This is a genomic window from Maritimimonas sp. 2210JD6-3 (assembly GCF_056591795.1).
The window spans coordinates 62,431-83,844 of sequence record NZ_JBWQOJ010000009.1; the positions used below are offsets into that span (position 1 = coordinate 62,431).

Below are 21,414 nucleotides of genomic sequence, written 5' to 3' on the forward strand. Positions count from 1 at the left end.
TGATTGTTATCACGAAAGGCAGAGGGAATAGACCCTATGAAGCCTTAGCAACCCTTTATCTTTAAAGAAGGTGCTAAATTCTACAAATTATTTTAATGCTAATTTGACAGATAACCATAAGTAATTTCTCTTACTTTTCGGATGACATTTTGATTACAAACTTCAATAATGTCAAGAATTTATTCAGAAATAGAAAAACGTATTTTAGTGCTAGATGGTGCTATGGGTACTATGCTTCAACAGTATAAATTTACTGAAAAAGATTTTAGAGGAGACCGCTTTGTAGATTTCCCTAATCCTTTGCAAGGAAATAACGATTTATTGTCAATTACCCAACCAGAAGCTATTAAAGAAATACATCATAAATATTTTGATGCTGGGGCAGATATTGTAGAAACCAATACCTTTTCAAGCACCTCTATAGCTATGGCCGATTACCAAATGGAAGATCTGGTATATGAGCTGAACTATGAATCAGCTAAAATTGCTAAAGAAGTTGCAGACAAATTTACTAGAGCCAACCCAAACAAACCTAGGTTTGTTGCAGGTTCTATAGGACCCACAAATAGAACAGCAAGTTTATCACCCGACGTTAATAGGCCAGAATATAGAGCGATTACTTTTGAAGAATTGAGAGTTGCTTATAAACAGCAGGTTGAAGCATTAATAGATGGTGGCGTAGATATATTGTTAGTAGAAACAATCTTTGATACGTTAAATGCTAAAGCAGCATTATTTGCTATAGACGAGGTAAAAGAAGATAGAAATATAGATGTGCCTATTATGGTTTCTGGAACTATTACAGATGCCTCAGGTAGAACCTTATCTGGCCAAACTGTTGAAGCTTTTCTGACTTCTATTTCACATATTCCTTTGTTGTCGGTAGGGTTTAATTGTGCTCTTGGCGCTAAACAACTACAACCATACTTAAAAAGATTGTCTAGAGCTACTAGTTTTTACACATCTGCGCACCCCAATGCAGGTTTGCCAAATGCGTTTGGAGCGTATGACGAATCACCATCACAAATGCAAGAATATATAGAGAGTTATTTAAAAGATAATTTAATAAATATTATTGGAGGTTGCTGTGGTACAAGTCCTAAACATATTAAAGCAATTGCCGAAGTAGCTATGAAGTATAAACCAAGAAAAATAAAAGTAGAAGTGTAGATGATGAGAGAAGAAAAATACTTAAGACTATCAGGTTTAGAGCCATTGGTTGTTACGCCAAATAGTAATTTTATCAATGTTGGTGAGCGCACTAATGTTACAGGATCTCGAAAGTTTCTTCGGTTAATTAAAGAAGAGAAATACGATGAGGCGTTAGAAGTTGCACGTGATCAGGTAGAAGGAGGTGCACAGATACTCGATGTTAATATGGATGAAGGCATGTTAGATGGTGTTTATGCTATGACAACATTTTTAAATTTAATTGCATCAGAACCAGATATTGCTAGAATTCCTATTATGATTGATAGCTCTAAATGGGAGATTATAGAAGCAGGATTACAAGTAGTACAAGGAAAATGCGTGGTAAATTCCATAAGCTTAAAAGAAGGTGAAGAAGAATTTATACGACAAGCAAAACTGGTAAAACGTTATGGGGCAGCAGTAATTGTGATGGCTTTTGATGAAGTTGGGCAAGCAGATAATTACCAACGTAGAATAGAGATTTGCGAGCGGTCGTATAACTTATTGGTGAACATTGTCCACTTTCCCGCACAAGATATCATTTTTGATCCAAATATTTTTCCTGTAGCAACAGGAATGGAAGAGCACAGAAAAAATGCACTCGATTTTTTTAATGCTACCAAATGGATACGTGAAAATCTACCTTATGCCAGTGTATCTGGAGGTGTAAGTAATGTGTCTTTTTCTTTTAGAGGAAATAATACTGTAAGAGAAGCAATGCATTCTGCATTTTTATATCACGCAATAAAAAGCGGAATGAACATGGGAATTGTAAATCCTACTATGTTGGAGATTTATGATGAAATTCCAAAAGAATTATTAGAATGTGTAGAAGATGTTTTGTTAGATAGACGCGATGATGCAACAGAACGATTATTAGATTTTGCAGAAACTGTTAAAGGAAACAAAAAGCAAGATGAAGCTAAAGTTTTAGAATGGAGGTCTAAACCATTGCAAGAAAGAATTACGCACAGTTTAGTAAAGGGAATTGATTCTTTTATTATTGAAGATACAGAAGAAGCAAGAGTTGCTTCCAACAAACCGATAGAAGTTATCGAAGGACATTTAATGATTGGGATGAATGTTGTTGGTGACCTCTTCGGAAGCGGAAAAATGTTCTTGCCTCAAGTAGTAAAATCTGCTCGGGTAATGAAAAAAGCTGTTGCTTATTTACAGCCTTTTATTGAAGTTGAAAAAGCTGGAAAACAAGAATTTGCAGGTAAGATTTTAATGGCAACGGTAAAAGGTGATGTGCACGATATTGGTAAAAACATCGTATCTGTTGTTTTAGGCTGTAATAATTATGAGATTATAGATTTAGGTGTAATGGTACCACCAGAAAAAATTATTGAAGCGGCTAAACAAGAGAATGTAGATGTTATAGGATTAAGTGGTTTAATTACGCCCTCATTAGATGAAATGGAATATTTATCTAAAGAAATGGAGCGGAATAATTTTGAGGTGCCGTTATTAATTGGTGGGGCAACAACGTCTAAAGCACATACTTCTGTAAAAATTGCTCCAAATTATTCGAATGCTGTAGTTCATGTGAATGATGCTTCGAGAGCGGTAACGGTAGTTGGTAATTTATTGCAAAAAGATAATTTGATATACAAAAATCAGGTTAGAGAAGAATATGAAGAGTTTAGAAAGAAGTTTTTAAGTAGAACGAAACGAAAGGAATATATTTCTATTTCTGAAGCTAGAAAGCGTAAGTTTCAAATAAATTGGGCAGATACAAGAATTGTAAAGCCAACTAAATTAGGAATTCAAGTAATTCAAGATTTTGATATTTCAGGGTTAGAAGCATATATCGATTGGAGTCCGTTTTTTAGAAGTTGGGATTTACATGGTAAATATCCAGATATTTTAAATGATACAGTAGTTGGCAAGCAAGCAACAGAATTGTTTAAAGATGCACAAGAATTGTTGCAAAAAGTATTTTCTGAAAAACTATTAAAAGCCAAAGCTGTTTTTGGTTTGTTTCCTGCAAATACTATAAATGATGATGATATTGAAGTGACAATCACAGATTGTCATGCTGAACTTGATTCAGCATCTCATAAGAATAAGATAAAATTCCTAACGCTACGCCAGCAATTAAAAAAACGTGATGGAATACCAAATCATGCATTAGCAGATTTTATTGCACCAAAAGAAACCAAAATTCAAGATTATATTGGTGCTTTTTGCGTGTCAACAGGTTTTGGAACAGCAGAATTAGCTGCCAAATTTGAAGCAGAAAACGACGATTACAATTCCATAATGATAAAAGCTTTAGCAGACAGATTAGCAGAAGCTTTTGCAGAATATTTGCATAAAGAAGTAAGAACTAAACATTGGGGATATGCTTCAGAAGAGAATTTGTCTAACAAAGAATTAATTAAAGAATCCTATAAAGGTATTCGCCCTGCTCCTGGGTATCCTGCCTGCCCAGATCACCTAGAGAAAAAGAGTATTTGGCAATTATTGAAAGTAAAAGAAACTATTGGTGTAGAGTTGACCGAGAGTTTAGCTATGTGGCCCGCAGCAAGTGTTTCAGGATATTATTTTGCTAATGAAAACGCAAAGTATTTCGGGCTAGGAAAAATAACTCAAGATCAAGTTGAAGATTATGCGAAGAGAAGAAAAATATTAATAAATGAGGCCAACAAATGGTTAAACCCTAACATTAACAATTAAAATGAAAGTCGTAGAACATATTCATAATGCAAAAGGAAAAACACTATTTTCTTTTGAAATATTACCGCCATTAAAAGGGCAAGACATACAGTCAATATTTGATAATATTGACCCGTTAATGGAATTTAAACCTCCTTTTATTGATGTAACATATCATAGAGAAGAATATGTTTTTAAAGAACTCGAAAATGGTCTTTTAAAAAGACAGGTAGTAAAGAAAAGACCAGGCACTGTGGGTATTTGTGCAGCTATTCAGAATAAATATCAAGTAGATGCGATACCTCATATTTTATGTGGAGGTTTTACTAAAGAAGACACCGAAAATTTTTTAATTGATCTCGATTTTTTAGGAATTGATAATGTGATGGCACTGCGAGGAGACGCCGTAAAAAGTGAAACATATTTTAAACCCGAAAAAGACGGACATACATATGCATCTGAATTAACATCACAAATTCAAAATTTAAACAATGGAATTTATTTAGATAAAGAATTGCAAAATTCTTCAAAGACTAATTTTTGTATTGGAGTAGCAGGTTATCCCGAAAAACATATGGAAGCCCCAAGTTTTGATAGTGATATTCATTTCTTAAAAAAGAAGATCAAGAACGGAGCAAGTTATATTGTCACTCAAATGTTTTTTGATAATAAAAAGTATTTCGATTTTGTCGATAAATGTCGTACTGAAGGAATAACGGTTCCAATTATACCAGGATTAAAACCCATTGCTACTAAAAAGCAATTAAATCTAATACCACATAGATTTAAGGTAGATCTCCCTGATAATTTAATAATGAGTGTAGTTAAGTGTAAAGACAACATAGCTGTTAGAGAAGTAGGTATAGAATGGTGTATTGAACAGAGTAAAGAATTGATAAAAGAAGGAGTACCATTATTACATTACTACTCTATGGGAAAATCTAATAATATTAAAGCAATAGCCCAGGCCGTTTTTTAACTTTGTAAGGAAATAACTTTTTTGCATACTATTATAAGCGAAAGTAATGCAACGTTTTAAAAAAGGAATAATAATTGCTTACTTTTGTGTGAGTAATTAATTGAAAATAAAAATTTAAAGATTTATAAAATGGCATTAGAAATTACAGATGCTACGTTCGAAGATGTAGTATTGAAATCAGATAAACCAGTATTGGTAGATTTTTGGGCAGCTTGGTGTGGACCATGCAGAATGTTAGCTCCTACAGTTGAAGAATTAAGTGCTGACTTTGATGGTAAAGCAGTAGTTGGTAAAATTGATGTAGATGCTAATCAAGAGTTTGCAGCGAAGTATGGTGTTCGAAATATTCCGACTGTTTTAATATTCAAGAATGGTGAGATTGTTGATAAACAAGTTGGTGTGGCGCCAAAGAATACATACGCAGAAAAATTAGAAGCTTTAGTGTAATTTTTCTAATTAATAATACGTTAAAGGTTTGGCTATTGCTAAACCTTTTTTTATTTTGTATCGGTTACGAAATTTATGAAACTTTCTGAGCTTAAAAATATAAAAGAAATAGGCAATTTAGAATTGCTAGCCAATCAAGTGGTTGAAGGTTTTATTACTGGAATGCATAAGAGTCCTTTTCATGGATTTTCAGTAGAATTTGCAGAGCATCGTTTATATAATAAGGGCGAAAGTACGCGTTATATAGATTGGAAATTATACGCCAAGACAGATAAGCTTTTTGTAAAACGTTACGAAGAAGAAACGAATCTGCGTTGCCATATTATTGTAGATAATTCAGCTTCGATGCACTACCCAAAATTAGAGAGTTTTTCAATAGATAAGTTAAATAAGATCGGTTTTTCTGTTATTGCCTCGGCAGCCTTATTAGAAATTCTAAAACGCCAACGAGATGCTTTTGGATTGAGTATTTATGCAGATAGCAATGAATATTTTGCTCCTGCAAAAGGAAGTGAGCGGCATAGAAGGATGTTGTTGAATAATCTCGAAGAATTATTAAAGACAGATTCGAAAAAATCGACAGCTACATACAAGGCGTTGCATGAAATTGCTGATAAGGTACATAGGCGTTCAATGATTTTTTTATTTACAGATATGTTTCAAGCTGATAAGAAAGAAAGTGAATTATTTAAAGCACTTCGGCATCTAAAGCATAATAAACATGAGGTAATTCTATTTCATACATTTGATGCGAAGCATGAATTGAACTTTGATTTTGATAATCGCCCTAAACAATTTATAGATGTTGAAACTGGTGAATCAATAAATCTCTATGCAGATAGTATAAAAGAGAATTATAAAAATGCTATTGATGATTATTTTGAAAAACTAAAGTTGAAGTGTATGCAGTATAAGATAGATTATGTTCCAGTAGATGTTAATAAAGGCTTTGATCAAATACTAACGGCATATTTAATTAGTAGGAGAAGATTTATATAAAAAAGCTATAAAAAGTTCTTGTAGATTTAAAAAAACAGGTTATATTTGCAACCGCTAATTGAGCAACGGTCTGGTAGTTCAGCTGGTTAGAATACCTGCCTGTCACGCAGGGGGTCGCGGGTTCGAGTCCCGTCCAGACCGCTTAAAGGACTTTTAAAAAGTCGCAAAACCTTGTAATTCCTATGATTTACAAGGTTTTATAGTTTTGGGGCAATCATATAATTTGATATGATTTGCATCTAAAAGGTCACAAATCGTCAACATATCTTTTTTGAGACCAAAAATGTTGACAGATTAGTGTAACTTACTCAAAATTAGTATAGTTGATTTGACTTTCGTCTATCGATGTTTAACCATTAAAGACGACAGCTATGCGTACTTCATCAACATTCTCTGTTCTGTTCTGGATATATGCTTCCCGAGCGGTAAATAATCAAACAAGCCTCTATTTGAGATTGACCTTAAATGGTCAACGTGTCAACATTAGCCTTAAGCGCAAGGTCAATGTTAATACTTGGAATAAGAAAACACAAAGGGCAAATGGTGCGGGAAAGGTTTCCAAAAACCTAAACCTTTATCTCAATGGTCTTGAAGCAGACATTTATGGTATATATGATAAACTCAAATCCGAGAAATCGGTATTTGATGTTCAAACCATTAAAGACAATCTACTTGGTAAAACCAAGAAGCGTTTCACATTCGAGAACCTAATAACCTATCACAATGAAAAGATGAAACACAAACTGCACCCAAACACTTTAGGTCATTATAAGACAAGCCAACGCTATATGCTATCTTATGTAGCATCTGAATATGGAAAGAAAGACATTAACCTCAATGATTTAAGTTTTGAATTTATCATCGGTTTTGAAAATTTTTTAAGAACCTATATGCCTGTAAATGGACAAAGCCCAATGGGTAATAATACTGCTATGAAGCATATTAAGCGTTTAAAGCGTATGGCTACCCTTGCCTATAGAATGGAATGGATGGAAAGAGACCCTTTTGTCAATTTTAAAATCAAGACAGAGAAGAAAGAACGAGAATTTCTCACGGCAATTGAATTGGAATCTATCGAGAATTTGACATCAAATCTTCAGCGATTAATTGTTGTCAAGGATATTTTTGTCTTTAGCTGTTATACAGGTATCTCATATAGTGATATAATAAATCTAACTCCCTCGAATATCACTTTAGGTATAGATGGTAAATTTTGGATTATGTCAGAAAGGATTAAAACAGGCATACCTATCAAGGTACCACTTTTGCCCAAGGCTTTAGCTTTAATTGAAAATTATAAAGACCACCCTAGAACTGCTCACCATGGAAGCCTTTTGCCCAAACTATCAAATCAAAAATTAAATAGTTATCTAAAAGAGGTTGCAGATTTATGCGGCATAAAAAAGAATCTCACTTTTCATATGGCACGGCATACTTTCGCTACTACTGTGACCTTGGGTAACGGTGTCCCTATTGAAACAGTCTCAAAATTGCTAGGTCATACGAAACTGACCACAACTCAAATTTATGCTAGGGTAGTAGAAAAGAAGGTGAGTGAGGATATGAGTAAACTGCAGTTAAAACTTTCCTAAACAGACTAAGCAAATTAAAATAAGTACACAAAAATAACATACTTAAAAATTCAACTTAAAATGCAACTATCGATAATAAAAACCAAAATTTGTAAATCTTCAACTAAAAGTGGACTAAATCTGGTTTAAAGTTAAGTGATGGTTTTGCTATCTTCAAGGCTAGCCTTGAAGATAGATTCATTAACCTTTAAAATGACTTAAAATGACAAGGAAAAAGAAGTCAACTGAATCAATCGTAAAGGACATCAAGAGAAAGACAAGACGAAAGTTCTCCGCGGAGGAGAAGATCCGTATCGTACTGGAAGGACTCAAAGGGGAGGAATCGGTATCGGGCATCTGCCGGCGTGAGGGCATTTCCCCTGCCCTGTACTATCGCTGGAGCAAGGACTTCCTGGAAGCGGGCAAGAAGCGTTTGATGGGCGATACCATGCGAGAGGCCAACACTGACGAGGTAAAGGGCCTAAGGGGCGAGAACTCACAGCTCAAGGAAGCGGTGGCCGAACTGCTCTTGCAGAACCGCGTACTTAAAAAAAGTACGACTGGCTTAGGGTAAAAAGGAGGAAGTATATGCGTTTTACCCAGAAAGAGAAATTTGAGATCATACGGCTAGTTGAAACATCCGAGATAGGCGTGAACAGGACTTTGAAGGAAATAGGATTGAACAAGAGCACCTTTTACAACTGGTATTCAAGATACCGTGAAGATGGCTTTGACGGGCTTGCACCGAGGCATAGGCCCCGCAACACCTATTGGAACAGAATACCCGACAAGGTGCGCTCGGAAGTAGTGGAAATGGCCCTGGACTTCCCCGAGGAATCCTGCCGTGGGGTGGCCTGTAAGATGACCGATGAGCGGGAATATTATATCTCCGAGAGTAGTGTGTACCGTATCCTGAAGTCCCATGGACTGGTTACGGCCCCTGCGTTCGATATGATGGCCGCCTCGAAGGAATACAAGGACAAGACCACAAGGATACACCAGATGTGGCAGACCGACATAACCTATCTGAAGATCATCGGGTGGGGATGGTATTACCTATCGACCATATTGGACGATTACAGCCGTTATATCGTGCATTGGGAGCTATGTCCCTCCATGAACGCCGAGGATGTAAAGAGAACCGTCCGTCGGGCATTGGACAAAACGGGCCTCCCGGAAAGCCCTAGGCCCAGACTGCTCTCGGACAACGGGCCCTGTTACATCAGCAATGAACTCAAGGCGTTCATCGAGAACAGGGGGATGAAACATATCCGGGGCAGGCCCAACCATCCCCAGACACAGGGAAAGATAGAGCGTTACCATCGTTCGATGAAGAACATTATCAAACTGGACAATTACTATCTACCGGGCGAGCTGAAAGAACGATTGAGAGAGTTCGTGGACTATTACAACAACAGGAGGTATCACGAATCTCTGGATAACCTCACGCCATCCGACGTGTATTTTGGAAGGGCGAAGACGATATTGAAACAGAGAGAATCGATAAAAGAAAAAACAATGCTAAAAAGAAGAAAAGAGCATCAAAGATAATTATTGAAACTATAACTTAACTTTGGGCTGGGACAGTCCACATTCGTTTGAAGACGTACACAATGTTAATTACATATTTCCTTCTATAGAAGATATTTCGTTTTTTTTCAATTGCTAAATGCTAATAATTCTTCCTTAAGAACCTATGTTAAGGCAAATACTCAAAAAATAAAGGAGTTCCTGAAAGACAAATTAATTGAGAATAGAAATTTAGATGTAATAATCTCTAATCTTAAAAATGAAATCAAAAAGGATATCGAAACCGTTGTAAATTTTTTAAACTCTGTCTTCAATCAGGATGACTTAGACTATAAATCTTCCAATCCAAGAGACATTAGAATATTCTTTGAGAGCGATGATAATTTGACAAAATTAAAAGAGGAGTCATTCATTTTGGGAAATAAACTTGAAGAATTGGATAGTTATCATACTTTTTTATTTAGATATGACAAATGGCTAATAGATATGGATGTTTCATTGTCAAATACTTTAAAAAATATTGCTAGTGAGCATAAAAATGATTTGAAAAAAATGATGGCAATATCAAAACTTCTGATGGACTAGATTATTTTCTCTTATCCAAGCTATCTTTATCAAATGCAATCAAATTAAACAACTGGCGCATTCGGGAACGTACCCGGTTGCCATAGCGTTCCTCCAACTCTTTAGCATTGAGGTTGGTTGTGGCGTGGGTCAGGATGCTATGATTTAGGAACAGCTCGTAACGGGAAAGTAGGATTTCGCCCATTACATTGCAATCCTTTCCAAAATGCCTTCCGGTTGGTTCTACACCCAAATCATCAAAAGAATAGAATTTTTTGTCGCCGTAGGCTTCAATTATTTTGTAGCCTATGTTGTTAAAGGCAAAAGCAATATTTCGGGTTGGGATAACCTCATAAGGCTTACGGTGTGGCACAATGTGGCGTAACAGCTTCATTAAACTGGTCTTGCCACACCCAACAGGACCGGAAAGTAAAACACCTTTGTTGATGTCAATGTTTAGCTTTTTACAATTTGCTTCATCCCTGATAAAATAGTTGCAGAGCTTGAACAGAACATCTCGGTCTTCCTCAAAGATTTTAAACTTTTTACCAAATAACAGTTTTCCCTTGGCATTGAGATAAATAAGCATTTTATCGAAATCGTATAGTAGTTGATTGTTTTTTAGTTCCCCTAATTTGTATTGGACGCTGCCCTCGGTAATGATATGTGGTTTGTGAAGTTTCATAAGGGTTCATTATAATTCTTATTGGAACTCGTCTTTAGGTTGTCCGTATTTTGGCTAACTGCGACCAAAGTTTTTTCTTCTTTAAGCTCGTCCGCTTTTAACATCCAGTTACGAGCTGTGGCGTGCCAATTGACAATTTTTGTTTTACCACCAACTTTCCAACCGATACCTTGGTAGTGGTTGTAAAATTTTTTGGCCTCCAGTTCTGGCCAATTTTCTTTTTGAAAAAAATCAATGACTTCATTTTCATTTTTTGGCTGGTCAAGTTTAGTATCATTTGTATTGTTTTTTCCTGTTTGATTATAGGTACCACCGCTTGTCCATTGCTTGTCCCGATATTGATACGGCTCGGGTACAGAGCTTGTCCATCACTTGTCCCAAAATTGAACATCTTGATTTTACTGCAGTGAAATGGGTTGTGCGAGGGTGCGTACAAAAGGTACTTCCAATGGTGAAGTTCTTTGATGCAACGATGATACGTTGTTTTTGAGCCTATTTTTGAATACTGCATTACTTCCTCACGATTGATATGGAAGGCTTCCGGAAAATGATAATTGTTCCACAGCTGGAACAAGGCCACGTACAGACTAATATGCGTGGGATTTAAACGACTGTCTTTCGAGAATTGTAAGAAGACCGCGTTGAGATGCTTGATATAATTGACTTGCTCCAAAACACATTATAGTTTGTTATGGATTCGGTTCTTTTGCATCACTTTCATTATCTCTTCGTAATCGTAATAAAGTACACCGCCCACCTTGGTATAAGGTAGCGTTCCGTTGATTCGTAGATTTTGAAGCGTACCAGGGGAAATTCCCAAAAGTTCCCTGACTTCGGGAGATTTCAACCATTTTTTGGGAGTATGGCTGGATTGGTTGTTGAGCAGTTCTTTGATGTCATCGAGCAGTTCCATTTTGAATTCCCGGAGGTCATCTGTTGTAATAATATTTGCTGGCATAGTAAAACGATTTAAAAATGGTAAAGCTGCCAAGGTTGTTCATTTTTAAATGACAGCTTTACCCTGATTTGACTTTCGTTTTACAAAATTGAGGGCTATTGTTGAGATTTTATCAGAGCCTGAACCGAGTTCGGTTATTTTTTTAAGCTATTGATTTTGATGGGTTTTGACTTGTTTTGAACTGAAAAACGAGACAGGAAATAGTTAAAATTGGTCAATATTTATGTAAAGAATCAAAACCGAGTGTGAACCGAGTTCGGTTTATATCCTACTTATCCAAACCATCTTCTTCGTCCATTTTATCCAATAATTTTTTTCCTGTTTCTTCAAAGAATTTTATGCGGGAGCCTTTTCTGGATTTTAATTCGTTGTAAGTACGGGAATGGTTTCCCTTGGGAACATCCAAAATTTCTCCTAGAACCTCAATGATTATCTTTACATCAGCACTTCCATTGTTGATGTACCCCATGGCCTTAAGACCATAACCCAACTCTACAAAGGCGGCGTAACTGCCTGTCCATTTTAAGGCTTCCAATCCTGCCTGATAAATTTTATGGTTTAACATCTCTTTCTTTTTATTTATATAGTTGGCATACAGGGTCAAGCCTTTGATACGTGCCCAAATTTCATCATGGGAAGTATTGAATATGGAATCTTTATAGTATGGATAACTTTTAACGATTGGATTATTGTTTAGGTTTTTTCGGGTAAAATAATGTTCGTCGAAATGGGTATAACCCTGTTCCATATAGAGTAGGAACTCGGTATGTCGTGAAAGGAACTGATTGATTTTTTTGGTTTGTTTGGCCAGAAAAGCGAGCTGACGCTTCATATCGGATTTTGGCATACGAAGTTCACAAGACTTTACCTCAGTATAATAGATGAGGTACTTCATCGGTTGGCACTTTATCGATTTGAAAAAGCTGATCTCATCTTGTAGGGTTTTAAAATCTCTTTTTGCTACGTATTCCTTGAAAGCATCTAAAGCCCACGATGCTGCTCGAATTCCAGCATTGGCTTTTTTTAATTGACTGACTTGTCTATTTTCTAATTCAGATATTTTCTCATTGAACTCATTTATTATTGGATACATAAAACATATTCTAGTAATTTAATTCTCATCTTGGAATATGTTGGTTAGTTATATTAGGTCAAGATCTGATCAATTGAACATTTAGAGATTAGCTCTCAGTTCTTTCAGAACATTAGCTGCATACTCTGCAGTAATGTCCCTCTGTGGCATTCCGAACATTTCATAGCCCACCATAAATTTCTTAATTGTGGCCGAACGCAAAAGAGGAGGATAAAAACTCATGTGCCAATGCCAACCCTTGTGTGCTTTGCCATCGACAGGAGCCTGGTGGATACCTCCTGAATATGGGAAGGGGACATTGAATACCTTGTCATAGATTCGGGTAATGGTACTTATCGATTCTGCAAAATTTTTCTTTTCTTCAATAGTCATTTCCGTGATATATTCCATGGCGCGTTTGGGAACGATCATCGTCTCGTAGGGCCACACGGCCCAAAAGGGCATCAGTACCACAAAACCTTCGTTCTCGTCAATCACCCTTACTCTAGCTTTTAACTCTTGGTTCAGATAATCCTCCAATAGCGACCCGTCTGATTTCTTACTGTGCAAGGCGAAGTTTTTGGTCTTCAGTTCTATCTCTAACGGAATCGTCTCCTGCGCCCATATCTGTCCATGTGGGTGTGGATTGCTACAACCCATGACAGCCCCCTTGTTCTCGAATATCTGCACGTTATTGATAAAATCATGGGATGAAAGTTCCCTAAACTCTTCCTGCCAGGTTTCTATCACTTTCTCAATCTGGTCGGTGGCCATCTGTGACAATGTCTGTGAGTGGTCAGGGGAAAAGCAGACGACCTTACAAATGCCCCTTTCGGAGTGGGCCTCCAAAAGTCCATCCTCTACACTTCCACTTTTTGCCTCAGGCAGTAAGGCCGAGAAATCATTGGCAAAAGTGAAGGTGTTTGAATAACCTGGATTGGTCTTTCCATTGGCACGCTGGTTTCCCGGGCATAGGTAACAGTTAGGGTCATAGCTTATTCCTTTGATGGTGGAACTTTCTTCCTGCTTTCCTTGCCATGGCCGTTTGGTACGATGGGGCGAGACCAGTACCTGGGCCCCTGTCATCGGGTTCTTTCTGATGTGTGTATGTTGTAAAAAAGTGTTCATGATCGTTTTATTTTAACAGTCTTGATTTTATTTGTTGGATTTGATAAGGCGGTGAATGGTTCGTTGATATTCTATTAAGCAAAGCTTTTACAGCCTGTTTCCCTAAATCCCCTGCACGTTGGTCGATAATAGAAAGATGGGGATATCCCGAAAGTGTTTTCAAACGTTTGCCACAAAACCCAACAATGGGAATCTTGGATGTTTCCGTTATTTGATCATTTCCCAATATATCCAGCACCTCTTCTGTTGTCGATCCATTGACACAGATAATGGCATCGACTCTTCCTTGTTCCAATAGGGTTTTTAATTTCTTTCTGAAAATGATCTGTTCCATGGTACGAACTGCTTTAATGTTCCTCCCAAGGTTATTTTGTAACATGGCCATCCTATAACCATAGTACCTGAGTTTTTCGATAGGTAGCTTTCCCATAAGTGATGTAAAAACAATACGTCTGCATGACAAATTTTGTATCAGGTCATTACAAGCCCTACAAGTACTATCATAATCATCAGAGACTACCTGATCCTTGTCAACGGATTCATAAAACCTGTCCACATAAACTATGGGTGTTTTCCCTTTATCCCATTTATTGAAGTGATGCGTACTTTTAGCTATTTGTGTTTCCCTAGCTATACATGCGACTATACCTGCTACCGATCCATCGCTCAATTGGGACAGGCACTGTACTTCCTTTTCAGTGGAATCATTCGAAAACAGTACCAGCATTTTGTAACCCTTAGCGGCCAATGCCTCTTCTATCCCAGACAATAGTTTTGCATAAAATGGGTTCAGTATTGTTGGTAAGAGCACTCCAATGACCTTTGGGAAACCCCCGCGTAATGATGCGGCAAAAAAATTACGCTTGTAGTGCAATGCCTCTGCCACTTGCCGTACACGCTCCTTGGTATCTTCACTTATCTCGTGGTTATTCGACAAAGATTTAGAGACTGTGGATACGGATACGTTCAGAATACGTGCCAGTTCGCGCATGGTGACTTCCTTTGCCATGTCATTTCTTTTTTTCGTTATGGTAATGCTGTTCCCATTGCCAGGAATCGGCGATCATGGTCTCCAGTCCTCGTTCTGCCTTCCAGTTTAATTGCCCATTGGCCTTGTCAGCATTGGCATAGAGTTCGGGAACGTCACCTTCTCGTCGCTTAACAACTTTATAGTTCAATGGTTTCCCTGTTACCTTTTCAAAGGTCTCAATGATTTCCATTACCGTATAGCCCTGGCCTGTTCCAAGATTGAACACTTCAAAGGTTGATTCCTTTTCGCTCTCTATCAAGTAATCCATGGCCTTTACATGTGCCATTGCCAGGTCGACCACATGGATATAATCCCGAATTGGGGTACCATCTCTGGTTGGGTAGTCATTGCCGAAAACCTGTAACTGCTTGAGCTTTCCCACCGCGGTCTGGGTGATATATGGCATCAGGTTGTTGGGAATGCCTTGTGGTAGTTCGCCCATCAGCCCTGAACCATGAGCACCTATGGGGTTGAAGTATCGCAATGATATGGCCTTTAAGTTTGTTGAACGTGCTACGTCCTCCAGAAGTTCTTCGCCGACCTTTTTGGTATTGCCGTATGGGGAAAAAGGGCGCTGGGTAGGCGTATCCTCATACAAAGGCAACTGTTCCGGAAGTCCGTACACCGTTGCCGATGATGAAAAGATAAAATTAGAAATGCCATAACGTTGCATCCCTTTGAGCATATGGAGCATACTTTTGAGATTGTTTTCATAATACATCAAAGGTTTTTCTACGGATTCACCGACGGCCTTGTGGGCGGCAAAATGGATGGTACCCATAGCATCCTGGTGTTCTCTGAAGAATCGATCAGTGGCATCCTCATCTTTCAAATCTAGTTTATCGAAAATAGGCTTTGTACCCGTGATCCTTTCTATTCGATCAATGGTATCTGCTGAGGCATTCGAGAGGTCATCCACTAATACTGTTTCATACCCGGTCTGTATCAATTCTACGGCAGTGTGGGATCCTATAAAGCCACAACCCCCCGTTACGATTATTTTTTTATTCATTGTCAATTAGTTTTGCACCATCGCCCAACTGTACATAAATGAGCGATGGGTTTATATTAAATGTCTTTTGATAGTCCCCACAAAGTTGTTCCAGTTGTTCCTTCGAACCCTTGCGTACCAGATTCAGGGTACAGCCCCCAAAACCACCGCCCATGATACGCGAACCTATGACGACTCCAGATTTCCGGGCTGCATCCACCAAAAAATCGACTTCGGGGCAGCTTACCTGGTATTCATGTTTCAAGCCATGATGGGTGGCATACATCAATGTGCCGAACGTGATGAGTTCCCCTTTTTTCAATGCCTGAAAGGCGGAAAGTACCCGTTCGTTTTCCCTGATGACATACTGTGCCTTTTGGAACTCATCCTCCATCAGCACCCCCCTGTGAGAAAATAAGTTGGCCTCGCTCAGTTTACTGACATTGGTCACTTTAAGTTTGGTGGCTACAGATTCGCAGAGTTCCCTCCGTTCATTATAGGCCGAGCCGGAAAGTTCATGGTGTACATGTGAATTGATAAGCACCAGTTCATGGTCTTTAAAATCGATCTGAACATAGTTGGCCTCCAATGTGCTGCAGTCCAGCAAAAAAGCGTGGTCTCTACGACCGAACATCGAAGCATACTGATCCATGATACCGCATTGCACTCCCACAAATTGATGTTCCGCTTGTTGGGAAATCAGTATCATGTCCTTTTTTGACAGTCCCAGTTCGAAAAGGTTGTCCAGTGCCATGAGCAGACTGTTCTCCAGAGCGGCGGAAGAGGAAAGCCCGGAGCCTATGGGGATATCCCCACCAAAGACCAGCTGAAAGCCCTTTATTTCATGGTCTCTTGCCTGTAACTGACCGACTACGCCCAACACGTAATTGCGCCAACCTCCTTTTGGAATAGGCCTGACATCATTGATATGAAACTCGTAGTACTCATCAGCATTTAAAGCATAGGTCATGCATTTGTCTTGACCATTCTTTGCTACAGCCGTAATGATCCCTTTATCAATAGCCGCAGGGAAAACATATCCGCCATTGTAATCGGTATGTTCACCGATCAGGTTGATACGCCCAGGGGCAAAAGCCATTACAGGTTCGGTGCCAAACCGGTCTATAAAATCCTTTTGTATGTCCTTTAAAAGCTTCTTGTCCATCATTGTGAAAAATAGATATAGATGGTCACTACAAGAGCACAGATTCCCAGTCCAACCCATTTCACATGTGTCCATGGTAGAATGTCCACCTGTTGGGTATATATTTGATTGTAGGCTTCCTTACGAGGCCGTAATTTCCCTATGGATAGCATGAGTAGCACATTCAGCACAAAGAGCAGGGCCATCATGTGCAGATAGTGGGGGAATGCTTCTTTATAGATGAAACTATCCAATAGGATATAGCCCAAGTAGAGTACTACACCCGTTATTATACCTACCTTGGCAGCCAGTGCAGGCACCCTTTTGGTTAGGTAGCCCACAACAATGATGGTCAGGATTGGGATGCTGTAACAGCCATTAACTTTCTGCAGGTAGCCGAACAACCCATCTGGTGCATTGGCAATAAGCGGAGCGATGCACATTGAAAACAGTGCCAGTACTATACCAAAGGTTTTCCCAATGCGTACAACCTTTATTTCATTGGCCGTTTTATTGATATGGGTTTTATAGATGTCCATCCCGAACAGGGTCACCGAACTGTTGAGTGCCGAATTGAACGAACTCAATATGGCACCGAAGAGTACGGCCGCAAAAAAGCCTACCCATACTACCGGCAATACTTTCTTGACTAACATGGGATATGCCTGGTCTGGATTGTCGAGTGTGTCACCGAACATGTGGAAAGCTATTACACCAGGCAAAACGACTATCAACGGACCTAATATTTTTATGAATGCCGCCAAGAGCAATCCCTTTTGACCTTCCCTCAGGTTCTTTGCTCCCAAGGCTCTCTGAATAATAGCTTGATTGGTGCCCCAATAAAATAATTGTACCAACATCAATCCCGTGAAAATGGTACCGAAAGGTACCGAAGCCTTTGAATTGCCCAGCGAATTGAATTTTTCAGGATGTGCATCCACCAAAGTGGAAATGCCTTTCAGGATGCTTCCATCACCTACGGCCATTAGGCCAAAGACAGGAATCAGCATACCGCCAGTTAATAGCCCTATGGCATTAATGGTATCCGAGACCGCCACGGCCTTCAAACCACCAAAAATGGCATAGATACTACCTACGATACCAATACTCCAGACTGTAATCCAAAGGGCAGCTGTATCGGAAACGTCCAATAGTTCAGGAACATTGAACATACTGCTCAGGGCCAATGCACCGGAATATAGTACGATAGGAAGCAAAACAATCATATAACCGCTCAAAAAGAGTGCAGAGGTAATGGTTTTCGTGACAGTGTCATAGCGTCTTTCCAGAAATTGGGGCACAGTGGTAATCCCCCCTTTTAGATACCTTGGCAACAGGAATAGAGCTGTTACTACCATGGCAATGGCGGCCAGGGTTTCCCAGGCCATAACGAGAATACCTTCTTTATAAGCTGCCCCATTTAATCCCACGATCTGTTCGGTGGACAGGTTCGTCAACAAAATGGAACCAGCTATGACGGCAGCGGTAAGACTTCTTCCCCCAAGGAAGTAACCGTCCGATGTGTTCTCATTGGTATTCCTGCTCTTTAGGTAAGAAATAATACCCACCAGGGCCGTAAACGCTAAAAAAGCCAGTAGTTGCATAATTTTATTCTTTTATAGCCTGGTCAATAGTCAAATCTTTTAGAGAAGGAATTATTATATCTGGTTTAAAAGCGTAATCTGGTAAATCTTCTTTCTTGGTTACTCCTGAAAGCGTCAGAATTGTTTTGTATCCCAACTGAACTCCTCCAATAATATCAGTTGACATAGTGTCACCGACAACAATAGTTTCACTGGCTTCCAATCCAAGATGCTTTCTCGCTGAACGCATCATCACAGGACTTGGCTTGCCAACGGAAAAGGCCTGTTTGCCGGTGGCTTCTTCCAACATGGCAACGATGGCCTTGATACCTAAATTATTCCAACCCTTTTTCTTTGGGGAAGGATCCAGATTTGTAGCTATTAGCTTTGAGCCTGACATTATCATATCGACAGCTTGATTGACCATTTCAAGGGTGAAGTTTCGTCCTTCTCCAACCACTACAAAATCGGGGTTAGAGTTAACCATGGTATATCCATGTTGGGCCAAACTGGTTATTAGTCCACCTTCACCCAAAACATAGGCCGTTCCCTTAGGTTTCATAAAAGCCAGAAACCAAGCTGTGGCCATAGCACTGGTATACACATTAGCCTCTTTTATATTGATTCCTAATTTAGCGACCTTGTTTACTACATCAATAGGGGTTCTTTGACTATTATTCGTCATAAATAGAAAAGGAACCTTCCTTTTCTGCAATGAGGAAATGAATATATCCGCCCCTGAAATCAACTCTTCACCAGAGTAAATGACGCCATCCATATCGATTAAAAATCCTTTTTTCATATTCTTAATAATTCTATTTTAATAATTTCTGGTACCATATTTATTTGTTTGTTGGGTGCCGTTCTCAACCAAGTTCAACCAATCATAATTTTTCACATGAAATACCTGTAACCCTGTTTCTTTTGCGTGATTAATATTTTCAAGTGAATCATCGACAAATAATGTTTTGACTGGAATTACATTACTATCATTTATTACAAATTGAAAAGTTTTAATATCGGGTTTTCTCATACCTATTTCATGGGAATAGTATGTTTTTACAAATAGTTCATTGAAATGATAACCATATTGTTTTTTGAACTCGGATAAAAATTTGTGCTGATGGATACAATTGGTATTGCTCAGCAGAAAAACACGGTGCTTGTCTTTCAATCCCTTTAAGAAATCGATTCGTTCTTTGGGCATGCCCATTATCATGGCATTCCATGCCTTTCTGATTTGGGTCAGTGAGATTTCCTGGCTGGATATTTTCATGAGTTTCAATAAGAAGTCAGATTCTGAAACCCTTCCAATTTCAAAATCATAAAAGAACCGGTTTGTATAGTAATGTCCTGTTTCGTTTACGATATCGGTTATGCCTAAGCATTTAAAACCTTCAATGGTCCTGCTGACATCCAAATCCATGATGACCCCGCCCAAATCAAAAATGATATTTTCTATCGTATGTTTTATTGTCATGCTTTAAGTTTTTTTCCATGTTAATAATGCAAACAGAACTGAAAGAATAGCCGCACCTATCCAGAAAACTGTAATGGTAGAAAAATCATAGACCGTTTCTCCATTGACCACGCTTTTATTGCCCTCTATCATATAGCCACTGGCAATGTCCTGGATGCCCGCTGCGGCATAGCTCATGATACCCACCATGCCCAATGCCGCACCGGAGGCTTTTTTTGAGGCTATATCCACAGCCATCAAGCCGCCCAGGTAGCATATCAAAGCCCCGATTGCCAACCCAAATATGACCATGCTCAGGGCATCAATCCACCAGACACCTTTAGGCCCGAGTAAGAACAATGAAAGTCCTGCAATGTTCATCAATCCATATAGAAAGGCAGGCATATTTCGATGGCCCTTAAAAAACTTGTCCGATATAAATCCCGAGGAAGCCGTTCCTACTATACCACAGACCGCACTTATGGCCACCAAGGAGTTGGCTTCGGTAAGCGTATAGTCTTTGGCAGCCTCAAAGTAATAAGGCCCCCAGCTGTTCACCGCATAGCGGGAAATGTACATAAAGCCACTTGAAAGGGCCAACAGCCAGATATAGGGATTCCTTAAGGCCAGTTTCTGCTCCTGCCAGGAGGAAGTTTTTTTACTGGTGGTCTCGGGATTTACCGATGGCAGCCCCTTGCTTTCGGGACTGTCATGGAAGAAGAAGTAGATAAGAATGGCCCCTGCAATACCGATGAGCCCCGCGGCACGGAAGCCCCAACGCCAGCCAAAATAAGATACCACTACGGCCGTAAGAATGTAGGTCAGTGCCTCACCAATATTATGACTGGTACTCCAAAAACCGTAAAAACTCCCTCTTTCTTTATCATTGTACCACCTTGACAACGAAACCACACTTGATGGTGCGCCCATGGACTGTACCCAACCGTTCACACCCCAACAAATGGCAAAGAACAGGAACAAGTCGGTAAAACCCATGACCATATTGGCCAAGGCAGACACCAAAAGCCCTAGGCTCATGAAACGACGTATGTTGCTGTGGTCTGCCAGAAAACCATTGCTAAACTTTCCCACAGCATAGCTAAAGAAAAGTGCCGAACCGATGATACCCAATTGGGATTCGGTAAGTACGCCGCTATCTACTATGGGTTTTTTGACCACATTGAGACTCAAACGGCAGACATAATATAACCCGTAGCCTATGGTGGCCGAGAAGAAGACCTGCCATTTGAGACGTTTGTATTTTTTCTGTTGCTCCGGTTCACCACCTGTGGGCGTGACCGGGGCTGATTTTTTGAAATAATGTAGCATAACTTTTTAATTTTAATGTTTGGTGGTCAGAAGAAAGAAAAGCGCAGTTTCCTGCGCTTTTCGCTTCAACTAATTCAAACTAACTAACTCAAA

The 21,414-nt window shown here is 39.0% G+C and carries 19 protein-coding genes, 1 tRNA gene, 1 pseudogene and 1 riboswitch; of the genes and pseudogenes, 9 read left to right on the forward strand and 12 right to left on the reverse strand.

All coding sequences use genetic code 11. From position 1 onward, the window contains the following. Positions 1–3: 3 nt before the first annotated feature. Positions 4–117: riboswitch (SAM riboswitch) on the forward strand. 51 nt (positions 118–168) lie between these two features. The 9 genes and pseudogenes from AC1EUY_RS06210 to AC1EUY_RS06250 all read left to right on the forward strand — a co-directional run bounded on the left by AC1EUY_RS06210 (position 169) and on the right by AC1EUY_RS06250 (position 9,963). Further along, positions 169–1,170, forward strand: a complete 1,002-nt coding sequence (locus AC1EUY_RS06210) for a homocysteine S-methyltransferase family protein (RefSeq protein ID WP_480194646.1) — start codon at positions 169–171, stop codon at positions 1,168–1,170. Further along, positions 1,171–3,873, forward strand: a complete 2,703-nt coding sequence (gene metH / locus AC1EUY_RS06215; protein WP_480194647.1) for a methionine synthase — start codon at positions 1,171–1,173, stop codon at positions 3,871–3,873. Position 3,874: 1 nt separating this feature from the next. Continuing rightward, positions 3,875–4,831 carry a methylenetetrahydrofolate reductase [NAD(P)H] gene (gene metF / locus AC1EUY_RS06220; RefSeq protein WP_480194648.1) on the forward strand — a complete coding sequence of 319 codons (957 nt, stop codon included), beginning with the start codon at positions 3,875–3,877 and terminating at the stop codon, positions 4,829–4,831. 129 nt (positions 4,832–4,960) lie between these two features. Beyond that, positions 4,961–5,278, forward strand: a complete 318-nt coding sequence (gene trxA / locus AC1EUY_RS06225) for a thioredoxin (RefSeq protein ID WP_480194649.1) — start codon at positions 4,961–4,963, stop codon at positions 5,276–5,278. Between the two features lie 75 nt (positions 5,279–5,353). Beyond that, on the forward strand, positions 5,354–6,277 hold the full coding sequence (locus tag AC1EUY_RS06230; protein ID WP_480194650.1) for a DUF58 domain-containing protein: 924 nt from the start codon (positions 5,354–5,356) through the stop codon (positions 6,275–6,277). Positions 6,278–6,344: 67 nt separating this feature from the next. After that, positions 6,345–6,418, forward strand: a tRNA-Asp gene (locus AC1EUY_RS06235). A 230-nt stretch (positions 6,419–6,648) separates the two neighbouring features. Further along, entirely contained in the window at positions 6,649–7,869 is a 1,221-nt protein-coding gene (locus AC1EUY_RS06240) for a site-specific integrase (protein WP_480194651.1), read from the forward strand. Between the two features lie 202 nt (positions 7,870–8,071). Continuing rightward, positions 8,072–9,399, forward strand: a pseudogene (locus AC1EUY_RS06245) (IS3 family transposase). 111 nt (positions 9,400–9,510) lie between these two features. Further along, positions 9,511–9,963 (forward strand): hypothetical protein, encoded by a 453-nt coding sequence (locus tag AC1EUY_RS06250; protein WP_480194652.1) that lies wholly within the window; start codon positions 9,511–9,513, stop codon positions 9,961–9,963. Between the two features lies 1 nt (position 9,964). On the opposite strand, the gene AC1EUY_RS06255 is transcribed toward AC1EUY_RS06250, so the two are convergent. From AC1EUY_RS06255 to AC1EUY_RS06310, 12 genes are all read right to left on the reverse strand, one after another. Then, complete coding sequence (locus AC1EUY_RS06255) at positions 9,965–10,627, reverse strand: ATPase (protein ID WP_480194653.1); 663 nt, start codon at positions 10,625–10,627, stop codon at positions 9,965–9,967. 97 nt (positions 10,628–10,724) lie between these two features. After that, positions 10,725–11,300: a hypothetical protein gene (locus AC1EUY_RS06260; RefSeq protein ID WP_480194654.1), complete on the reverse strand. Its 576-nt coding sequence runs from the start codon at positions 11,298–11,300 to the stop codon at positions 10,725–10,727. Positions 11,301–11,306: 6 nt separating this feature from the next. Beyond that, on the reverse strand, positions 11,307–11,585 hold the full coding sequence (locus tag AC1EUY_RS06265) for a helix-turn-helix domain-containing protein (protein WP_480194671.1): 279 nt from the start codon (positions 11,583–11,585) through the stop codon (positions 11,307–11,309). A gap of 268 nt (positions 11,586–11,853) precedes the next feature. After that, positions 11,854–12,678 carry an RteC domain-containing protein gene (locus AC1EUY_RS06270; protein ID WP_480194655.1) on the reverse strand — a complete coding sequence of 275 codons (825 nt, stop codon included), beginning with the start codon at positions 12,676–12,678 and terminating at the stop codon, positions 11,854–11,856. Positions 12,679–12,759: 81 nt separating this feature from the next. Next, positions 12,760–13,785, reverse strand: coding sequence for a UDP-glucose--hexose-1-phosphate uridylyltransferase (locus AC1EUY_RS06275; protein WP_480194656.1), 1,026 nt, complete (start codon positions 13,783–13,785; stop codon positions 12,760–12,762). 7 nt (positions 13,786–13,792) lie between these two features. Further along, positions 13,793–14,794 carry a LacI family DNA-binding transcriptional regulator gene (locus tag AC1EUY_RS06280; RefSeq protein ID WP_480194657.1) on the reverse strand — a complete coding sequence of 334 codons (1,002 nt, stop codon included), beginning with the start codon at positions 14,792–14,794 and terminating at the stop codon, positions 13,793–13,795. Between the two features lies 1 nt (position 14,795). Continuing rightward, positions 14,796–15,827 carry a UDP-glucose 4-epimerase GalE gene (gene galE / locus AC1EUY_RS06285; RefSeq protein ID WP_480194658.1) on the reverse strand — a complete coding sequence of 344 codons (1,032 nt, stop codon included), beginning with the start codon at positions 15,825–15,827 and terminating at the stop codon, positions 14,796–14,798. Then, positions 15,820–16,974 (reverse strand): galactokinase, encoded by a 1,155-nt coding sequence (galK, locus tag AC1EUY_RS06290; RefSeq protein WP_480194659.1) that lies wholly within the window; start codon positions 16,972–16,974, stop codon positions 15,820–15,822. Before galK ends, galE begins: the two co-directional genes overlap by 8 nt. Then, entirely contained in the window at positions 16,971–18,554 is a 1,584-nt protein-coding gene (locus AC1EUY_RS06295) for a solute:sodium symporter family transporter (protein WP_480194660.1), read from the reverse strand. Before AC1EUY_RS06295 ends, galK begins: the two co-directional genes overlap by 4 nt. 4 nt (positions 18,555–18,558) lie before the next feature. Then, complete coding sequence (locus AC1EUY_RS06300; protein ID WP_480194661.1) at positions 18,559–19,335, reverse strand: HAD-IIA family hydrolase; 777 nt, start codon at positions 19,333–19,335, stop codon at positions 18,559–18,561. A gap of 18 nt (positions 19,336–19,353) precedes the next feature. Continuing rightward, positions 19,354–20,013, reverse strand: coding sequence for an HAD family hydrolase (locus AC1EUY_RS06305; protein WP_480194662.1), 660 nt, complete (start codon positions 20,011–20,013; stop codon positions 19,354–19,356). 3 nt (positions 20,014–20,016) lie between these two features. Further along, positions 20,017–21,321, reverse strand: coding sequence for an MFS transporter (locus AC1EUY_RS06310; protein WP_480194663.1), 1,305 nt, complete (start codon positions 21,319–21,321; stop codon positions 20,017–20,019). Positions 21,322–21,414: the final 93 nt, after the last annotated feature.